This window comes from Maritimimonas sp. 2405UD52-3, from assembly GCF_056591715.1.
This window is the reverse complement of sequence record NZ_JBWQOL010000003.1, coordinates 374,617-391,531: the sequence shown is the minus strand read 5'-3', so window position 1 is coordinate 391,531 and position 16,915 is coordinate 374,617. Positions and strand designations below refer to the sequence as shown.

The 16,915-nt window shown below is 33.9% G+C and carries 15 protein-coding genes and 1 pseudogene; 9 read left to right on the top strand and 7 right to left on the bottom strand.

Going from position 1 to position 16,915, the window contains the following annotated elements; translation table 11 throughout:
• Position 1: 1 nt before the first annotated feature.
• Positions 2-949, bottom strand: a pseudogene (locus AC1EU5_RS09760) (PorP/SprF family type IX secretion system membrane protein).
• 85 nt (positions 950-1,034) lie between these two features.
• The gene (gene priA, locus AC1EU5_RS09755; RefSeq protein WP_480192194.1) at positions 1,035-3,485 is read right to left on the bottom strand and encodes a replication restart helicase PriA; all 2,451 of its coding nucleotides are present in this window, start codon (positions 3,483-3,485) and stop codon (positions 1,035-1,037) included.
• A gap of 268 nt (positions 3,486-3,753) precedes the next feature.
• Between priA and AC1EU5_RS09750 the strand changes: the two genes are divergently transcribed.
• The 3 genes from AC1EU5_RS09750 (at position 3,754) to AC1EU5_RS09740 (ending at position 6,948) form a co-directional block, all read left to right on the top strand.
• Positions 3,754-5,067 carry a hypothetical protein gene (locus tag AC1EU5_RS09750; RefSeq protein WP_480192193.1) on the top strand — a complete coding sequence of 438 codons (1,314 nt, stop codon included), beginning with the start codon at positions 3,754-3,756 and terminating at the stop codon, positions 5,065-5,067.
• Positions 5,068-5,264: 197 nt separating this feature from the next.
• Positions 5,265-6,257 carry a hypothetical protein gene (locus AC1EU5_RS09745; RefSeq protein WP_480192192.1) on the top strand — a complete coding sequence of 331 codons (993 nt, stop codon included), beginning with the start codon at positions 5,265-5,267 and terminating at the stop codon, positions 6,255-6,257.
• Between the two features lie 175 nt (positions 6,258-6,432).
• Positions 6,433-6,948 (top strand): DUF4468 domain-containing protein, encoded by a 516-nt coding sequence (locus AC1EU5_RS09740; protein WP_480192191.1) that lies wholly within the window; start codon positions 6,433-6,435, stop codon positions 6,946-6,948.
• Positions 6,949-6,996: 48 nt separating this feature from the next.
• Here the strand turns inward: AC1EU5_RS09740 and AC1EU5_RS09735 are convergent, their stop codons facing one another.
• Positions 6,997-7,404 (bottom strand): DUF2177 family protein, encoded by a 408-nt coding sequence (locus AC1EU5_RS09735; RefSeq protein ID WP_480192190.1) that lies wholly within the window; start codon positions 7,402-7,404, stop codon positions 6,997-6,999.
• Positions 7,405-7,536: 132 nt separating this feature from the next.
• Here AC1EU5_RS09735 and AC1EU5_RS09730 point away from each other — a divergent pair, with 132 nt between their 5' ends.
• From AC1EU5_RS09730 to AC1EU5_RS09710, 5 genes are all read left to right on the top strand, one after another.
• Positions 7,537-7,980 (top strand): SRPBCC family protein, encoded by a 444-nt coding sequence (locus AC1EU5_RS09730; RefSeq protein ID WP_480192189.1) that lies wholly within the window; start codon positions 7,537-7,539, stop codon positions 7,978-7,980.
• A 3-nt stretch (positions 7,981-7,983) separates the two neighbouring features.
• Positions 7,984-8,595 (top strand): alpha-ketoglutarate-dependent dioxygenase AlkB family protein, encoded by a 612-nt coding sequence (locus tag AC1EU5_RS09725; RefSeq protein ID WP_480192188.1) that lies wholly within the window; start codon positions 7,984-7,986, stop codon positions 8,593-8,595.
• Between the two features lie 173 nt (positions 8,596-8,768).
• The gene (locus tag AC1EU5_RS09720; RefSeq protein ID WP_480192187.1) at positions 8,769-9,140 is read left to right on the top strand and encodes a VOC family protein; all 372 of its coding nucleotides are present in this window, start codon (positions 8,769-8,771) and stop codon (positions 9,138-9,140) included.
• An 18-nt stretch (positions 9,141-9,158) separates the two neighbouring features.
• Complete coding sequence (locus tag AC1EU5_RS09715) at positions 9,159-10,058, top strand: haloalkane dehalogenase (RefSeq protein WP_480192186.1); 900 nt, start codon at positions 9,159-9,161, stop codon at positions 10,056-10,058.
• A complete protein-coding gene (locus tag AC1EU5_RS09710) occupies positions 10,055-10,582 on the top strand; it encodes a hypothetical protein (protein WP_480192185.1) in 528 nt (175 codons plus the stop codon). Before AC1EU5_RS09715 ends, AC1EU5_RS09710 begins: the two co-directional genes overlap by 4 nt.
• On the opposite strand, the gene AC1EU5_RS09705 is transcribed toward AC1EU5_RS09710, so the two are convergent.
• On the bottom strand, positions 10,579-11,226 hold the full coding sequence (locus AC1EU5_RS09705) for a rhomboid family intramembrane serine protease (RefSeq protein ID WP_480192184.1): 648 nt from the start codon (positions 11,224-11,226) through the stop codon (positions 10,579-10,581). The two genes, AC1EU5_RS09710 and AC1EU5_RS09705, sit on opposite strands and share 4 nt — an antisense overlap.
• Positions 11,227-11,289: 63 nt before the next feature.
• Between AC1EU5_RS09705 and AC1EU5_RS09700 the strand changes: the two genes are divergently transcribed.
• Positions 11,290-12,171, top strand: coding sequence for a lysophospholipid acyltransferase family protein (locus AC1EU5_RS09700; protein WP_480192183.1), 882 nt, complete (start codon positions 11,290-11,292; stop codon positions 12,169-12,171).
• Positions 12,172-12,180: 9 nt separating this feature from the next.
• Here AC1EU5_RS09700 and AC1EU5_RS09695 read toward each other — a convergent pair whose 3' ends face one another.
• Genes AC1EU5_RS09695 through AC1EU5_RS09685 form a run of 3 tightly spaced genes read right to left on the bottom strand, consistent with a single transcriptional unit; the run spans position 12,181 to position 16,824 of the window.
• Positions 12,181-12,492 carry a hypothetical protein gene (locus AC1EU5_RS09695; protein ID WP_480192182.1) on the bottom strand — a complete coding sequence of 104 codons (312 nt, stop codon included), beginning with the start codon at positions 12,490-12,492 and terminating at the stop codon, positions 12,181-12,183.
• Between the two features lie 36 nt (positions 12,493-12,528).
• Positions 12,529-13,497, bottom strand: coding sequence for a PorP/SprF family type IX secretion system membrane protein (locus tag AC1EU5_RS09690; RefSeq protein ID WP_480192181.1), 969 nt, complete (start codon positions 13,495-13,497; stop codon positions 12,529-12,531).
• Positions 13,498-13,527: 30 nt separating this feature from the next.
• Positions 13,528-16,824, bottom strand: a complete 3,297-nt coding sequence (locus tag AC1EU5_RS09685) for a T9SS type B sorting domain-containing protein (protein ID WP_480192180.1) — start codon at positions 16,822-16,824, stop codon at positions 13,528-13,530.
• Positions 16,825-16,915 lie beyond the last annotated feature (91 nt).

Genomic DNA, 16,915 nt, shown 5'->3' with positions numbered 1-16,915 from the left:
ATTAAAATATAGAATTTAGATTAGGGCAAGCCGTGGCACGAGGTTTTTTGCAGAATAAATTAACTCCTAAAGTAAATTGGTGAAAACCACTATTCTTTAAAACTACATTGTTCAATTGATTTGTATAGGTATATGAAATCATATAGCGTTGGTAATTAAACCCTAAAATTGGTGAAAGTTGTTTTAAGTTCTTAATAGAATTATTTTCTAAGCTTTGTCTATAAGATATTGCTCCCCAAAGTTATTTATCTTCAGCTATAATTTTATAAGCTTTAAAGTTTAAGTCTACAGAAAATTCACCAGTTCGTTCAACAAATTGTCCCATAATTGATGGCTCAAATTGCAAACTGTTTTCTCTGCCAAAATAATAACCCAAAGTCAGTAAATACCTTCTCAAGTTAAGTGATTGAAAACTATTAATATTATCACTTGCATTCAACAATAAATTTTTCACTGTGAGGTATGCATGTGCATCCATATAGTGATAGGCAAATCCAAATTCAACATTATAATAGTTATTTGATTCAACAAGTTGGGAATTAACTGGGTCAGGAATCAAAGACGTAAAACTAGTTTCATCTACAGAATTTTGAACAAACATAAATGACAAACCAAAAGATAATTGGTTCATCGCTTCTTCCCTACCGAAATTTAGATGATATGCATAACTCGCCTGCACACCTTTTTGAGAGTGAAAACCATTTTTATCATTAAATAGTATACCTCCTAAAGCTGCCTTTTCCGAAATTCTTGAGTGGAAACTTAAAGATTGTAAAGAAGGAGCATCAGTAAAATCGGACCATTGCTGTCTGTGTGTTAATCTCAGCTTAGCACAATTACCTATTCCTGCAGCACTTGGATGTACTAAATAGACATTATCAGATAAATAATCACTATAAATAGGGAATGTTCCTTGAGCAAAGGAAATATTAACAAATAAAAGGATCAACAAATAACTATAGTATTTCTCTAGCAATTTTTAAATGTTTAGCAGTGACAAATATAAAATAATTGATCTGAACAAAAATTTTAAATTAATAACAATCCACATCAATATTTATGCGTACTGCTCCAAACTCAGCAATACTTTGAAAGCTATTCTTTATTTTTTGAATGATTGCTTTTGATTGTTTTATCGGTCTATCCTTTGGTAGTTTTATTAAAATAGTTTTGATATGCTGATTTCTGATTCTGGAAATAGCAGGGCTTGTAGGCCCTAAAACATTATTTCCAAAGGAATTTATAAGTGACCTACCTAACCAATCAGCAGCTGAACTCACTTTGATAAAATCTTTATGTTTTAAGGTAATTCTTGTTAACCTGATAACAGGTGGATATTTTAATTGATGCCTATCATGCAACTGTTCCTTATACATGGTAGAATAATCATTTGTAGTGACTTGTTGTAAAATCTGATGATATGGATTAAAGGTTTGTATAACTACCCTACCTCTTTTTTTTGCACGTCCTGCCCTACCCGAAACTTGCGTTAACATCTGAAAACTCTTTTCATGTGCCCTAAAATCAGGAAAATTGAGCATATTATCGGCGTTAAGAACACCTACTAGAGAAACATTACTAAAATCTAACCCTTTACTCAACATCTGTGTACCTACCAAAATATCGATTTCTTGCGATTGAAAGGCATTAATGATCTTTTCATAGCCGTACTTTCCTCGTGTTGTGTCTAAGTCCATCCTTCCAACACTATGTTCCGGAAACAACTCTTTTAATTCCAGTTCAATCTGTTCAGTGCCAAAACCTTTAGTATCAAGTGTGGCATTCCCGCAGGCAGTGCAGGTTTGAGGCATAGCCCTGTTATAACCGCAATAATGACATCGCAATTCGTCTTTAAACTTATGGAAAGTCAAGCTTACATCGCAATTTGGGCATTGCGGTGCTACACCACAGGTAACACATTCAACAATTGGCGAATATCCTCTGCGATTTTGAAACAATATAATTTGCTCTTTTTCTTCTAAGGCTTCCGTCATTAATTCTAAGAGTCGTTCTGAAAAATGACCTTTCATTCGTTTTTTTCGATACCCCTCTTTAATATCTACTAACTCAATTTCAGGGAGTAGTACATTGCCATAGCGCCTATTTAGCTCTACAAAACCATATTTATTTTCTTTGGTATTGTGATAGCTCTCTAAGGATGGAGTTGCACTGCCTAGCAGCACTTTAGCTTTGTGAATATTGGCTAGAACGATTGCCGCATCTCGTGCATGATAGCGCGGTGCAGGGTCAAATTGCTTATAAGATGTTTCATGCTCTTCATCTATAATAATTAAATCAAGGTCAGCAAAAGGTAAGAATACAGCGGAACGTGCCCCAAGAATTAATTGCGTTTTTTCTTTTTTCTCAAGGAGATTATTCCACACCTCCACACGTTCATTCAATGAATATTTAGAATGAAATACTGAGATTTGATCTCCAAAATAATTGCGTAATCTTGAAATTAATTGTGTGGTTAATGCAATTTCTGGCAACAAATACAAAACCTGTTTCCCTTTTTCTAAAACCTCCTCAATGAGTTTGGCATAAATTTCTGTCTTCCCACTAGATGTGATTCCATGCAATAGAATTACATCTTTTTCTTTCATCTCAACTTTTATTTTTAAATAGACATCATCTTGAAAATGAGATAACTCAGGCAATTTATTTTTTTCTTTACTTAAATCAACTCTATCAACTTGTAAGTGATAAAAATCTAGAATATTCTTATCAACCAAAGCTTTTAAAACCGCTTCTGAAACATTACTTTGTCGCAACAAATCTTTCGCCTTAATGCGCTTTTTTGATGTATGCATAGAGAAATAATGTAACAATACCTCACGCTGCTTTTTAGCACGTGATAAACCATCCAACAATTCATTAAGCTTGGTTTCTTCTTTATAGTCGTTATTCAATCGTACATATTTCACCAATTTGGGCTTGTACTGTTCGTAGATTTCTTCTTTTAATTGCACAGCACCCTTATCCAGCAATTTATGTAGGATTGGCAATACCCGCTTTTTATCTAATATCTTACCGATCTCATCTACTTTTAATAAAGATTGATGCTGTAATGCTTCTACAATCAAAAATTCATCGTCATTGAGTTGAGATTCATCCTCTATAGCATCCGTTAGAGAAACTAGTGTTTCACTTTCTAACAACAGAGCAGAAGGTAATGCCGAACGCACTACCTCCCCCAGCGAACACATGTAATAATCAGCTATCCATTGCCAATGCTGTAATTGCTTTTTATTTATAATTGGGGTATCATCTAAAATCTGGTGGATTTCCTTAGCATCGTAGGCCGTTGGTACGTTATTATGAATCTTATAAGCTATTCCGGTATAAATCTTTGACCTCCCGAAAGGGACGGCCACACGCATACCTGTTTTTAAAAAGCCGACTTCAGCTTCTGTAATGGCATAGGTAAAAGAGCGCTGAAGCGGAATGGGTAAAATAACGTCTATGAAGTAGCTAGTTTTCAAAACAAGCGTAAAAATATTACTTGAAAAGGAATTAAATTAATTAAACCCAAGAATGTTTTTAACACCTTTATTACTTCATGAAGTAGCCCGTCTAAATTTATGAATTAGTGAGCACAAAAAAGGTGTGGATTCCTGTATTCGCTAGAATGAAAAATTATATTTTTTAAGACAAGCTAAAAAGATCATTTTCAATTTTGGCACGCTGTTTGGTATTCTTTGGATAATAATGCTAACCAAAAGCAATTATTAATTATTTAAGACAATCAAAATGAAAAAAACAGCATTATTTGTAGCAGCACTTTTTTTAGCCCTTTCTCCTCTCGCTGCTGCTGAGAGTAAAGAGAACACAGCAAGTTATAGATATTATAATGGCAACGGAGAGATGTTCACTTTTGTAGAAAGAGGGATTACATTTTCAGTTTTTCAAAATGGTGAATTTGATTTTTACATAAACCCTAGACGTGGTAGAGCGATTCATGCAGGTGTAAATCTAGGTGCTGTTAGCATTAGCTTCAATTCTGGTTACAATTATGATGCTTATGTGCAATATGACGACTATGGCGCTATTGTACAAATAGAAGATGTGCCTATATACTATGATTATCATGGCCGTATCAGTCAAGCTGGAGATGTTAGAATTCATTATAATAATGGGCGTTTATATCGCGTAGGAGGCTTATATATTCACTATAACAGATTTGGTGCCTACTCACACTATACCGGATTCATCAATAGATGGAATAGAAACTATGTATTTCACCCTTACCATAATTACTTTGTAAGACCTGTTTTTAACCGTTGTATAGTAAGTTATCGTCCGTATAGAAGATTTTACAATCCTATAAGATATGATTATTATAGAGGTCGTGGATATGCACGAGGTTATAGATATAAAAACTATAGACGTACTGGTAGAAGTTTTAGGAATATTAATTCTAGAGTAAGAACAAATAATGACGACAGACGCGTTGCAAGACGTTATAGTGATGCCAGAAGGTCTAATGATCGTATTGCAAGACGTAACGAAGGTGTAAGAAGAAGTACACAACAAAGAAGTGTCCAAAGAAACAGGAACCAGTCTGTTGAACGAAGGTCTCAAGGCATAAGAAGAAATGACAGTAGAATTACACAAAGAAGGAATTCTGGAATACAAAGAAATAACTCAGCCAGAACCCAAAGTAACAGGTCTGCTGAAAGGAGATCTCAAGGATTACAAAGAAGTGATAGTAGAATTGCACAAAGAAGAAATACGGGAGTTCAGCGAAACAATTCGGCTAGAACGCAACAGAACAGATCGATTCAAAGAAGGTCTTCTACGCCAAGAGTAGCTGAGCAGCGTAGAACTGTGGAACGTAGGACTTCAAAACCAAGAGCAAGCCAACAACGTCAAACAGTGCAGAGACGTTCGCAATCTCAGACAAGAACACAAAGTAGAAAAGCGCCGCAAAGACGTGTGGCTCAAAATAGAACAAATACTTCAAGAAAGTATAGCACAAAAAAAAGTACTGCTAGAAAACAAAGTTCTAGCAGATCAACGCAAAGAAACGGCAATCGTAGAACAGCTTCTAGAAGAAGTTTGTAATCACGGTTAAGTTCGTGGATAAGATAAAGGCTTGACCCTATTTTTAGGAACAGGCCTTTATCTATTACTATAATTAACTTGATTTTTAATTATTTTCGGGTAAATTCGCTTACCAGTGCTGAATGAGTTTAACTTTCATCAAGTATAAATCGTTAAAACGAATATATACCTTATAGTTACCACCATATGAAGAAACAATGAGAACACTTACAAACATTGTGATATTATTAATATCAGTTTCTGTTTTCGGTCAGGAGACATCAGAAATAAATTTAAACGAAACCCTTTTAAAAAACCTCGACAAAAATTCAATTGACATTATCGATGATACTCATTTGTATATAAATGACAACACTTCCAACGAACTTTTCTATTATGCTATAAAGCCTAAAGGGAAAATTAAAGGAACTTTAATTCTATTACCACCAACTGCACAAAATGTAGAAGATGTAATAAATAACAATATCAAACTATCCGAACTTGCATTCGAAAATGGAATTTTATTAATAATCCCTTCAATTAATTACAATCTTTATCTTGATGAGATTACAATGGGCTTTTTGAATACTACTTTTAAAAAAGCTACATCTAAATATAAAGTACCAAAAGACAAAATAGTAATCGGAGGTTTCTCTTTGGGAGGAATGAACGCTATTAGATATGTAGAACTCTCAAGAGAAAATCCTGATTTAACATCAGTTCACCCTATTGCAGTGTATGGAATAGACCCACCATTGGACTGGACAAGAATTTACTATTCATTTCAACGAACTAAAGATTTAGACTTTTCAGAAGTAGCAGTAAATGAGGCTACAGATTATTTAGCCAAACTTGATGAACAATTTGGAGGCTCACCAGAAAAAGTACCAAATACATATATTAAACATTCAATGTATTCAAAAACTGAAAAAAATGGAGGGAATGCGAAGTTTCTAATTGATTTACCCATTAGAATCTACTCTGACCCAGATATTGATTGGCATTTAAAAGAAAGACAAACTGACTTTTATGATATCAATGCCTTAGACCAAACAGCAATGATTAATGAATTAAGGATCATGGGTAATAAAAATGCGGAATTTATTAATGTATTAGGAAAAGGGTATCGCTTAAATGGAATGAGACATCCTCACTCTTGGTCAATCGCTGAACCCTATGGATTAATAGAATGGATAATCAACAGATTTTAATAAAAATGTGGGTAACAACGTATAACCGTAATTAATAGTGGAATAATTCTAACGAACCATCCCGCTACTAACCATACATAAGCAAACCGATAAGCGAAACCTCTACTTTTTATCTATAAATTTTCATGTTGTATCTTTGAGAAAATTGCCTTTTCCAAAAGTTTATTAAAATAAAATGAAAAGCATCCTTTTTTGTATATCATTAGTTTCTTCAATACTAGCTTATAGCCAAACTAAATTTGAATATAATGACACTGGTTTGGAACCACAATATGCAATAGTTCAAATTGATACCAAGTCCAAATTTGAATTATATAAAAAAACACTTGAATGGATTAAAACCAACGATGGGAATCAAAATGTTGTAATAAATACTAAAAATGAAAATGATTTTATACAACTCTGTGGAATTAAACAGAATATTATAAATGTGGGTAAGCAATACTATCACATGAAATACACCATTGAAATTAACTTTGAGGAAGGAAAGTATACATTTACACCTATGGCAATTCAAACGAAGTTAAATAGTAAATATGACATGGGTTGGCAAGCTATCAATCTTAAAGATGGTGCTTCATTTTTTAAAAAAGGTAAAGTCATAAAAAAAACTAAATCATATGTTACGGATATTCCTACTGCTTTAAACGAAATTAATTCTAGCTTAAGTAGCTATTTAACTTCAAATTAGGTAAGTTAAACTGGCAAATTTTATATTAATTACGTATAAGAGTGAATGCTAAAGCAACCATCTACCAATAAAATAAGAAATAGTTGCCACAGTACTACATAAAAATGCTCCCCATAAAACATCAACAAAAACTACTGATGCTGGCCAATCTTTTAATGTTGCCCAATTAGTAAAATCATAGGTTGCATAGGTAATAAAACCAAACAAAGCCCCTTTAAACATAGCTTGTTGCCAATTGCCAACTTCTAATGCAGGAACAACCGTAAAATATAAAATACCTCCTATAAAAATAAGATAGAAGATTATTGCTGCAAACCAATTCACTTCATCAGCCAAAAGATGACCCAACTGATTATTATAAAATTTCTTTGCAACGATACCTAACCACAATAAATCAACTAAGAAAAAAACTGGGATCGTTAGTAGGTATAGTTTGAAATAGAAAGAAATATTCATTATTACCTAGTTGGATATAATTTGAGTTAATTGAATCAAATTTACAAAAAACCAAGTGAAAAAGGACGACCATACTAAAAGCAATAAAAATATTTAAACAATCGTATCTTTGATAAACTTATTTTTTAAGTAATGAAATTCAAAGCCCACATAGACATCAATCAATCACAGGATATCGTCACCCAATTATTTGCTGACCCCAACTATTTAAAAGATTACCAAGACGGTTTTATAAAGAAAGAATTGATTAGTGGTGAAGCAGGTCAAAAAGGTGCCATTTCAAAAATGTATTACAAACATGGCAAACGTGAAATGCTATTAACCGAAACTATTAAAGCTAATAACTTACCTGATACTTTTGAAGCCTTTTATCATCATAAACATATGGATAATACTTTTTTAGCCACTTTTACTAAACTGAGCGAAAACAAAACGCGCTATACTATGGAAGTGGACTATGTACGCATGACATTTTTACCGAAACTAATGGGTATTCTATTCCCTAGTATGTATAGAAAACAAGGTGAGAAATGGATGAATAACTTTAAAAATCTGGCAGAAAATTATTCAGAATAAGTTGTGGATCTTTTCAGTAATACTTTAGATGAACCCAGAAACCTACTTCATAAAGATGGCATCGTAAACTATTATGGAAAAGTATTTTCTTATAAGGATGCTACCAAGTATTATGAGGCACTTTTAAATACTATTGAATGGCGTAATGATGAAGCCAAGATGTTTGGGAAGCTTTATATCACGAAGCGCAAAGTTGCTTGGTATGGTGACAGACCTTTTGAATACGCATACTCCAATAGAGTGAAATTAGCATTACCTTGGACAACAGAATTATTAGAATTAAAAGCGATTACTGAAGAAAAAACAAAGGAAACCTACAATTCTTGTTTACTGAACCTATACCATGATGGTTCAGAAGGAATGGCATGGCATTCTGACGGAGAAAAAGACCTTAAAAATAATGGTGCTATAGGATCGCTTAGTTTTGGTGCCGAGCGTAAATTTGCTTTTAAACACAAAGAAACCAAACAAAAAGTAGATTTGGTTTTAGAGCACGGTTCTTTATTGGTAATGAAAGGTGAAACCCAAACGCATTGGCTGCACCGCCTACCTCCTACCAAAAAAGTGCATAGACCACGTATTAATCTTACTTTCAGAACTATTGTAGAGAAGTAGTGACTATTTCATATCAAATGCCCAACAATGATCTTGTATAAATATTTTACAATACAAACTGTTCTCGCTACTTTACTATGGAAAACTCGAACTGACGCAGCATTTTTAAAATTAATATCTTTAAAGAACTAAAATACTAACAACTATTTCCTAACCTCTAAAAACTATATACTATGCAATTAGGTGCTTTTTCAATAAGTCTTTCTGTGAAGGATATATATGCCTCTAAAGAATTTTATGAAAATTTAGGCTTTACTGTCTTTGCAGGAGACATTTCTATGAACTATCTCATTATGAAAAATGGCAATGCACTGGTTGGTCTTTTTCAAGGAATGTTTGAAAAAAATATACTCACGTTTAATCCTGGATGGGATGAAAATGCGCAAAAATTAAATGATTTTACAGATGTTAGAGACATCCAAAAACACCTAAGAAAGAAAGGCATAAAACTGGAAAAAGAAGCAGACGAATCAACTTCGGGACCCGCTAGTTTTGTGGTAGTTGACCCTGATGGTAATCCTGTATTAATTGATCAGCATGTTTAATTCTTTAGCTTATAAACAATGAAACGTATCATCAGAACACCCGAAAACAGGTTTGAAGATTTACCGGGCTACAACTTTCAAAGTAATTATATAGAAATTGAAGAAGGCTTACAACTTCATTATGTAGATGAAGGCAAAAAGGACGACCCAATAGTTTTACTCTTACATGGTGAGCCCAGTTGGTCATATTTATATCGAAAGATGATTCCTGGTTTAGTTTCCAATAACTTCAGAACTATCGCACCGGACCTTATTGGTTTTGGCAAATCAGATAAACTAACAAATGCAAATGACTATTCGTATCAAAAGCATCTAGATTGGCTCACAACATTTGTTGAAAAACTAGATCTTCATAATGTGATTCTTTTTTGCCAGGATTGGGGTGGTCTTCTTGGCTTAAGAATGATCACTGAAATACAAGAACGATTTTCTATGGTTATAGCATCTAATACGTTCTTGCCTACAGCAGATCGTCCTGCTCCGGAAAGCTTCTTAAAATGGCGCGCCTATTCTCAGCACTCCTCTTCTTTTGATATTGGAAAGGTTATTGAGATGGGTACGAGTAGAGAACTTACTGACGCTATTATTGCGGCATATAATGCTCCTTTTCCATCTGAAGACTATAAAGCAGGCGCACGTATGTTCCCTATGTTAGTGCCCATTGAAGAAACTGACCCTGAGGCCATAAAGAATCGTAAAGCTTGGGAGCACTTAATGAAATGGAAGAAGCCTTTCTTAACCATTTTTGGAGATAAAGATGATATTATGAAAGGGGCGGAAAAAGTATTTCAAAAATTGGTTCCCGGTGCAAAAGGGCAAAACCACGCCCTCCTTGATGCCGGACATTTTATTCAAGAAGAAAAAGGCGAAGAACTTGCTGAATTAATTACTAAATTTTATTTAGCAAATACCAAATGAAAAATACAATTATACTAATCTTATCTCTTTCATTTATGATGCTTAATTGTAAGCCTAACAGAACTTCAGATCATTTATCAGTATCTGACGAAGCTCAAATAGAAAAATCTATTCAGAATGAAATTGATGAAGGTGTTGAAGCTACCAGAACAAAAAATATTGATCTCTATATGAGTCAGATGCCTGACGATCTGAAAATAGTTGATCAACGTGGAGAAGTGATTTCAAAACAAAAACAAAGAGAATACACCTTAAGAGATTGGGCAATCATAGATACCACACTAGCTATTCATGTGCATATTGACAGTATGCAATATGCAACTAAAGACAGTATAATTGTATTTACCTCGCAACGATGGAAGCGCATGATGTTTCAACGTGATGGTAAGACTACTGATACCGTTCTTACTACTCAAAGACATCGTGAGACCTGGAAGAAAACCAAAAAAGGTTGGTTTGGTTATGAAATTGAAGAATTAGGAGGAGAAGTATATGTTAATGGAAATAAATTTATAATAGACTAATTACGTTCTAATTTATCTTTAAAAACAAACATGAGTACAATGGGCAATGCCAAAATCAAGATTATACGCTTATTTTCTAAGAATATTTGAGGGTATAAGGCAAGTGTTAAGACAAATCCACCAATAGCACCTCCCATATGAGCACCATGACCAATATTACCCAGCTGTGTTTTCATTCCATATATAGAATAAAGAAAATAACCCACACCAAATACCCAGCCAGGAAAACCAAATACAGGAAAGAATATGAATGACAGCTGCATAGAAGGATTCAACATGATTGCAGCATATACAACACCCATAACAGCTCCTGAAGCACCAACGGCACTATAATAAGGTTCACGTTTATGAAAACTCAAGGCTAGGGTACTACCTGCAATTAAACTACCAAAATAGATCAATAGGAATTTTGGAACTCCCACGACACTCAGAACCGCATCAGCAAAAATATACAAGGCAAACATATTAAAGAACAAATGTGCTTGATCTACATGTAAAAACCCGGAAGTAAACATACGCTTCTGATCTCCTTGTAAAATTGGCCCTACCTGAAATTTGTACTTCTCTAAAAATAAACGATCAGAAAACCCTTTGATAGAAACCAAAACATTTGCTGCAATTAAGCCCATTATAACAGGATTCATTCTTTAAATAGTATTTTGCCAAAGATAAAATTATATACCGATATTTGCCTAAATTTTTAGAGCGTGAAGCTAATCATTTTTGTACTTGTATATCCAGTCATATGGCTATTATCAATTTTACCATTTAGGATACTCCATATACTGTCAGATATCTTTTATTACATCACCTACTATATAGTTGGCTATAGAAAGGAAACCGTTTTCGGAAATTTAAAAATTGCCTTTCCCGAGAAGTCTGACTCCGAAATAACAAGAATTGCAAAGAAGTCATACAGGCATTTTATAGATGTTTTTGTAGAGATGATCAAATCATTTACCATATCTAAAAAACAAATTACAAAACGATTTAAATTGGTAAATACAGATGTTATATATCAGTTAGAAAAACAAGGGAAAAGTGCTATTCTGTTGGGCTTTCACTATGGCAATTGGGAATGGATTTTTAGTCTAAACCTTGTTGTGAAATATAATGGATATGCAGTATACAAGAGGATACGTAATCGTTTTTTTGACAAAAAAATACAAGAAACACGTGGGCGCTACAATACTACTTTAGTACCTACTAAAGAAATTTTTGATGTCATTAGAGAAAATAAAAAAAATAATATCTTGTCTTTATATGGTTTTTTAGGAGACCAATCACCAAAACCAAAAAAAGTGCATTATTGGGGTGACTTTTTTGGAGCTCATGTACCAATTCATACGGGTGTTGAAGCGCTCGCCAAAAAGCACAACCTACCTATTATTTATTTTGAAGTAACTAGACTTAAAAGAGGTTATTATCAGGCAGAATTTAAACTTTTAACTGATACTCCAAATAGTTTTAAAGATTACGATATTACAGATATTTATTTGCAGATGGTAGAAAAACATATAAAAGAAGCGCCTGCGTATTACTTTTGGACACACAAGCGCTTTAAACATAAGGATAAACAACTCACCTAGTAAGAGCGTCTATTCCTGTGTTTCTAGAATCTTCCCTTTTTCATTTACCAATACACTAAAGATCATACTACCTTTAGCAATTTGCACCTTATATATTTTTGTTTCTTTTTCCTCCGTAATAAAAGCATGTCTTGCCTTATAGCCTTTGTATTGTGAAACCGATTCTATTACAGCTTCTGGCAGGTTTTTTACTTCTACCTTTTTTAATCTTGCTTGATCTAATTTAACAGATTTTACTTCTCTTACCTGGCTATAAGATTCTTGCGAATAAAACAGAAATGTAATGGCGGCTAAAACGGTTAAAAATTTTAAATTCTTCATAGTCAAAATTGTTATTAGTTGGTTTGGTTGGTTCGTTTATCTATTACTCCAGCTAGTACCTTGTCTATTCTTCTCTAAATCATACCCTAAGGTAATTAAATGTGTACCACTAGAATTCAAATCGCTGGCCTCATTGATATTCCACTGAAAAGCATAGCCTACATAAAATTCTTTCTTTTTCATACCCAACATAGGAGCAATTGAAAGTGGTTCAAAGCTTTGGTCATTAATAAACCTACTATTAATACCTGCCCATAAATAGCCGTCATCATTATCATTCATTCTTCGTGCTTTAAAGTTTAAATCTGAAACAGACCTTCTATCACCTTCAAAATACTTCAAATAAATGGATGGTTCATATTCATACTGCTCACTCTTACTTATAAAGGTATAGCCAGTATATACATAATAGTTTCTTAACTTCTCAGGCTCATTTGGTGAAAAAATATCAATCTTTTTATTTAAAATATTTGATGCATTTATAGAAAAGAAAAAATTCTCATATCTATACAAAGCCCCAAATTCAAAGTTATGATTTGTAGTAGATTCGGCAGCACCCACGGCCTGATCCGTAGTGCCTTCCCCATCGCCTTCGTCAAAATCTGATGTATTAATCTTAAAATGATTGAACTTGTAGGATATCCCTAATGACAAATATTGTTCTGAAGGATCATCTAAGATTAAGTGATAAGCATATGACAACTGCGCTCCCATTTGTCTAGTAGCACCATTCTTGTCATTATAAATTAGAATTCCACCACCTGACTTCTCACCAAAACGCAGGTCATAAGATAAATTCTGAGTGCTTGGAGCATTATCAAGCCCTAACCACTGTGAAACACCACTCAATCTAATTCTATTATATTCCTCATCAATACCAGCATATACTGGTGATATTGCAAACGGATTTTCAGCTAAATACTGTGTATATGGAGATAGCTTAAACTCCTGAGAGTGTGCAGTGAGCCCACATATAATTACGATTATATAAATAACTTTTTTCATTGGTTTGATTGCTGTTTTGTGATTAATGAATTATCTATATAATGTTACATTTCCTTTAAATACCCGATCATCTGTAGGCTCATTTAACTTAACGATATACCAGTAGTCTCCTGATGGCAGCATTCTACCATCATAAGTACCATCCCATGACCTAGTATTGCCTTGATAGGTAGCTAGCAATCGTTGATATCTGTCAAATATTTGTACTGATATGTTTGGATATAATTCAATATTTCTTGGATACCATACTTCATTATCAGAATCACCATTAGGTGTAAAGAAATTAGGTATCTCTATATCTTTAAATTCAACTATTTCTTCTACAATACAACCTCTAGAATCTTTCACGAAAAATGTATAGAACCCGGCACTTGGTACTGTAAATACATTATCTGAGCCAAAATCTTCATCAGTAACTTCTACAGGTACATTTTCAGCAGGATTTTTTAGCATTGCATATTCATAACCAGGCGTTCCATTGTCTGCTAATACTATATAATCTCGTAATTCAGCTGAACTTGTATTTTCCTCAACTTCAAATGTTACAGGAATGTAGTCTTCTATAACCACTTCTATTGGGTCTACAGTACATCCAGTAGAGTTTTGAACTACGCGCACAGAATGACTTCCGCTTGATACACCTTCAAAAATTCCTGTTGAATTACTTTGTGAACCATCTAAGGTATAGGTAACATCGTTTTGATATTGCTCAGCTACAGTAGCAACAATAGTATTTGTAGTGCCTTCACAGGCAAAACCTCCTGATACTTCAAATTCTAAAAACACTAACTGCTCAACTGTTCTTGTTACCATTGTTTCACAAGTATTAGGTCCTTTTACTTTGCGAATTATGATCTCATAATCGCCCTTGGCTAGACCATTAAATGTTGGGTTAGATTGGAAGTTAGCACCATTATCAATACTAAATGTGATAGCATTACCTGCATTGTTCTGCGTAACATCTACTGTAATGCTACCATCTGAATCTCCAAAACAAACTACATCTTCATGTGATAACTCATATTCAATTTCTTCATCAAAGTCAATATTAGCAATTGTAGTTGTTGTACAGTTATTGGCATCCCTTACTGTAATGGTATGATCCCCCTCTACGGTAGTTTCAAATATGTTAGACGTTTGAAAAGCACCACCATCCATACTGTATTCATATTCATTATCTCCTCCAGTAAACTGAGTACCTCCTGTACCAGTCACTTCTATTCTTCCACTTAAAGCATTACCATTACAAGGCATAATATTATCTAATACTTGATTTGTTGCTTGCAATAATGTAGGCTCTGCCACTTGAAAAGAGAACGTATCAAAGCAGCCATCTGTGTTGGTAACTCGTACGTCATAAGTACCAATATCTAATCCGTTAAAAGTATGAGACTTAGCACCTATAAGGCCAGTACTTTCAATTGGATTTCCTCCTTGCGAAAGTTGATAATTAAACGTAGCGGCATCATCAGTAACGTTAATAGTAATCCCTCCGTCAGCACTATCTTTACATTGATTATCAAAAGGAGTAAAATCTACTTCTAACCCAAGCACGGTTACTGTTCTTGTGGTTACAGTACACCCTACTTTTGTTTGTGTACAAGTATATATACCAGGACCTGTTACGGTAATAGTTTTTGAATTAATGGCTAATACATTACCGTCTTCATCTGTCCATCTATAGATATTATATCCATCATCACCGGTAATGGTTAAGTTGTTATTACAAAACTGTAATGTAGTATCAAACTGACAAGAGCTTGTATCAACAAACAAGTCCATAGAACCTTCTCTAGGCAATCCGCACCCACTAATACCATTTAATCCTGGCTGTGCAGTAATGTTGGCTCCAGATGTTTCACCATCATAATACGATTCTAAACTATTTTCTAATAAATTAGTACAAGCATCAGTATAATCAAAACAATTATCTGAAGCAGTTACCTGGTATCTAATATCGTATGCAGCGTTCGCAGGATCAGATTCTCTAAGAACAAGATTGTTAGGTATTGAAAAATCTAAAACCACCAATCCATTTGCATTCGTACTTCTTGAATAAGTCACTCCAGCTGGTAAGCTTATAGAGCTCTCATCTAATATTACATTAAATGGTAAAGTGTTTCTAATAGTTGTATTTAAAGCATTATCTGTTCCAGTATTTTGAAAGTTTAAATTGTACCAAACGGTAGCTCCTAATGGCACAGGTGAATTTAATGTAATCTGATTACCATTGGTATCTTCTACACTTGTTAATACTTGCAATACAGGTTCAATAATATTTACGGAAAATGTATTTAAAAATGGAAAAATTCTATCACCATCTGTATCAATTCTTACGGTTGCTTCTGTTGCACCATTTGCAAGAATAGTGTTCCCAGGATTCAATGGATTTAAATCAACAATAGCGGCATCCCAACCCAATGTATTGGTATGAGCCGGATTATTAGAAGCTATTTGAGCCCCGTCAATTGTAATCTTACTATTAAAGAAATTATCGGCAGGGTTTTCTGCATCAAAAAGTGTTGTAAAACTACCATTAGGTTCTGCAGTATTGAAGAATTCATCGGCAAACAATAATTGCTCTCCTGTTAAATTTCTATCACCCTCTAAAGCAGCAACACCAATCTTACCTTCAACTGGACCAGATGGTGGTGTTACAAAGCCTGAGTACTGAAATTGTTCAGCATTGGTAGGTGCAACTTCTGTTAATCCGTCAAATGTTGAAATATATTTTCTTGGTTCAGCAGGATCTTCATATACTATAACCAATGTCCATCCAGCCGCCATGTTATTGTTATTTGTAGTAGTATCATTGTCTACATCGCAAGGTATGTCTGCAACAAAATAAGTACCATTAGGGTTTGATAATCCTGAAACAATACTAGTCACGTCTTTATAAAATACTAAATTACCAAAATCAACATCTGCCGTAATATTTTGATAACTCCCTCCGGGTGTTCTAAATCTAATGTTCTCTGGAGTTTGAGTGTCTAATGTAAAACGAGTACCCCAGTATAAACCAGCGTAAACAATTTTACTACATGTTGTTAGGTTTAAATCTGCACTACTAGAACTAAATGTGCTTGATACATTGTCTACATCAATGTAGACCATATCAAAATTATTGTTGTTCTGATTACCTGTGTAAGGATCTGTAGGATGATTTCCTACTATAGAGTTACCAATCATGGTTAACTCACCGTTAATACCAGTATTTTCATACCTTTTTGCAAAAGGTTCAATACTTTGAGCGCTTAAATAAAAGGGAGAGATTAAAATGGCTACGCAGAGCATAAATACCCTGGTAAGATTACTAGGTGATCTCATATTATAAATGATTAGCGATTCGTAAGCTTAAACGCCTACTTTTTTAGTTTAGTATATCAATATAACAACTTAATGAGGTGTTTTCCCAAAC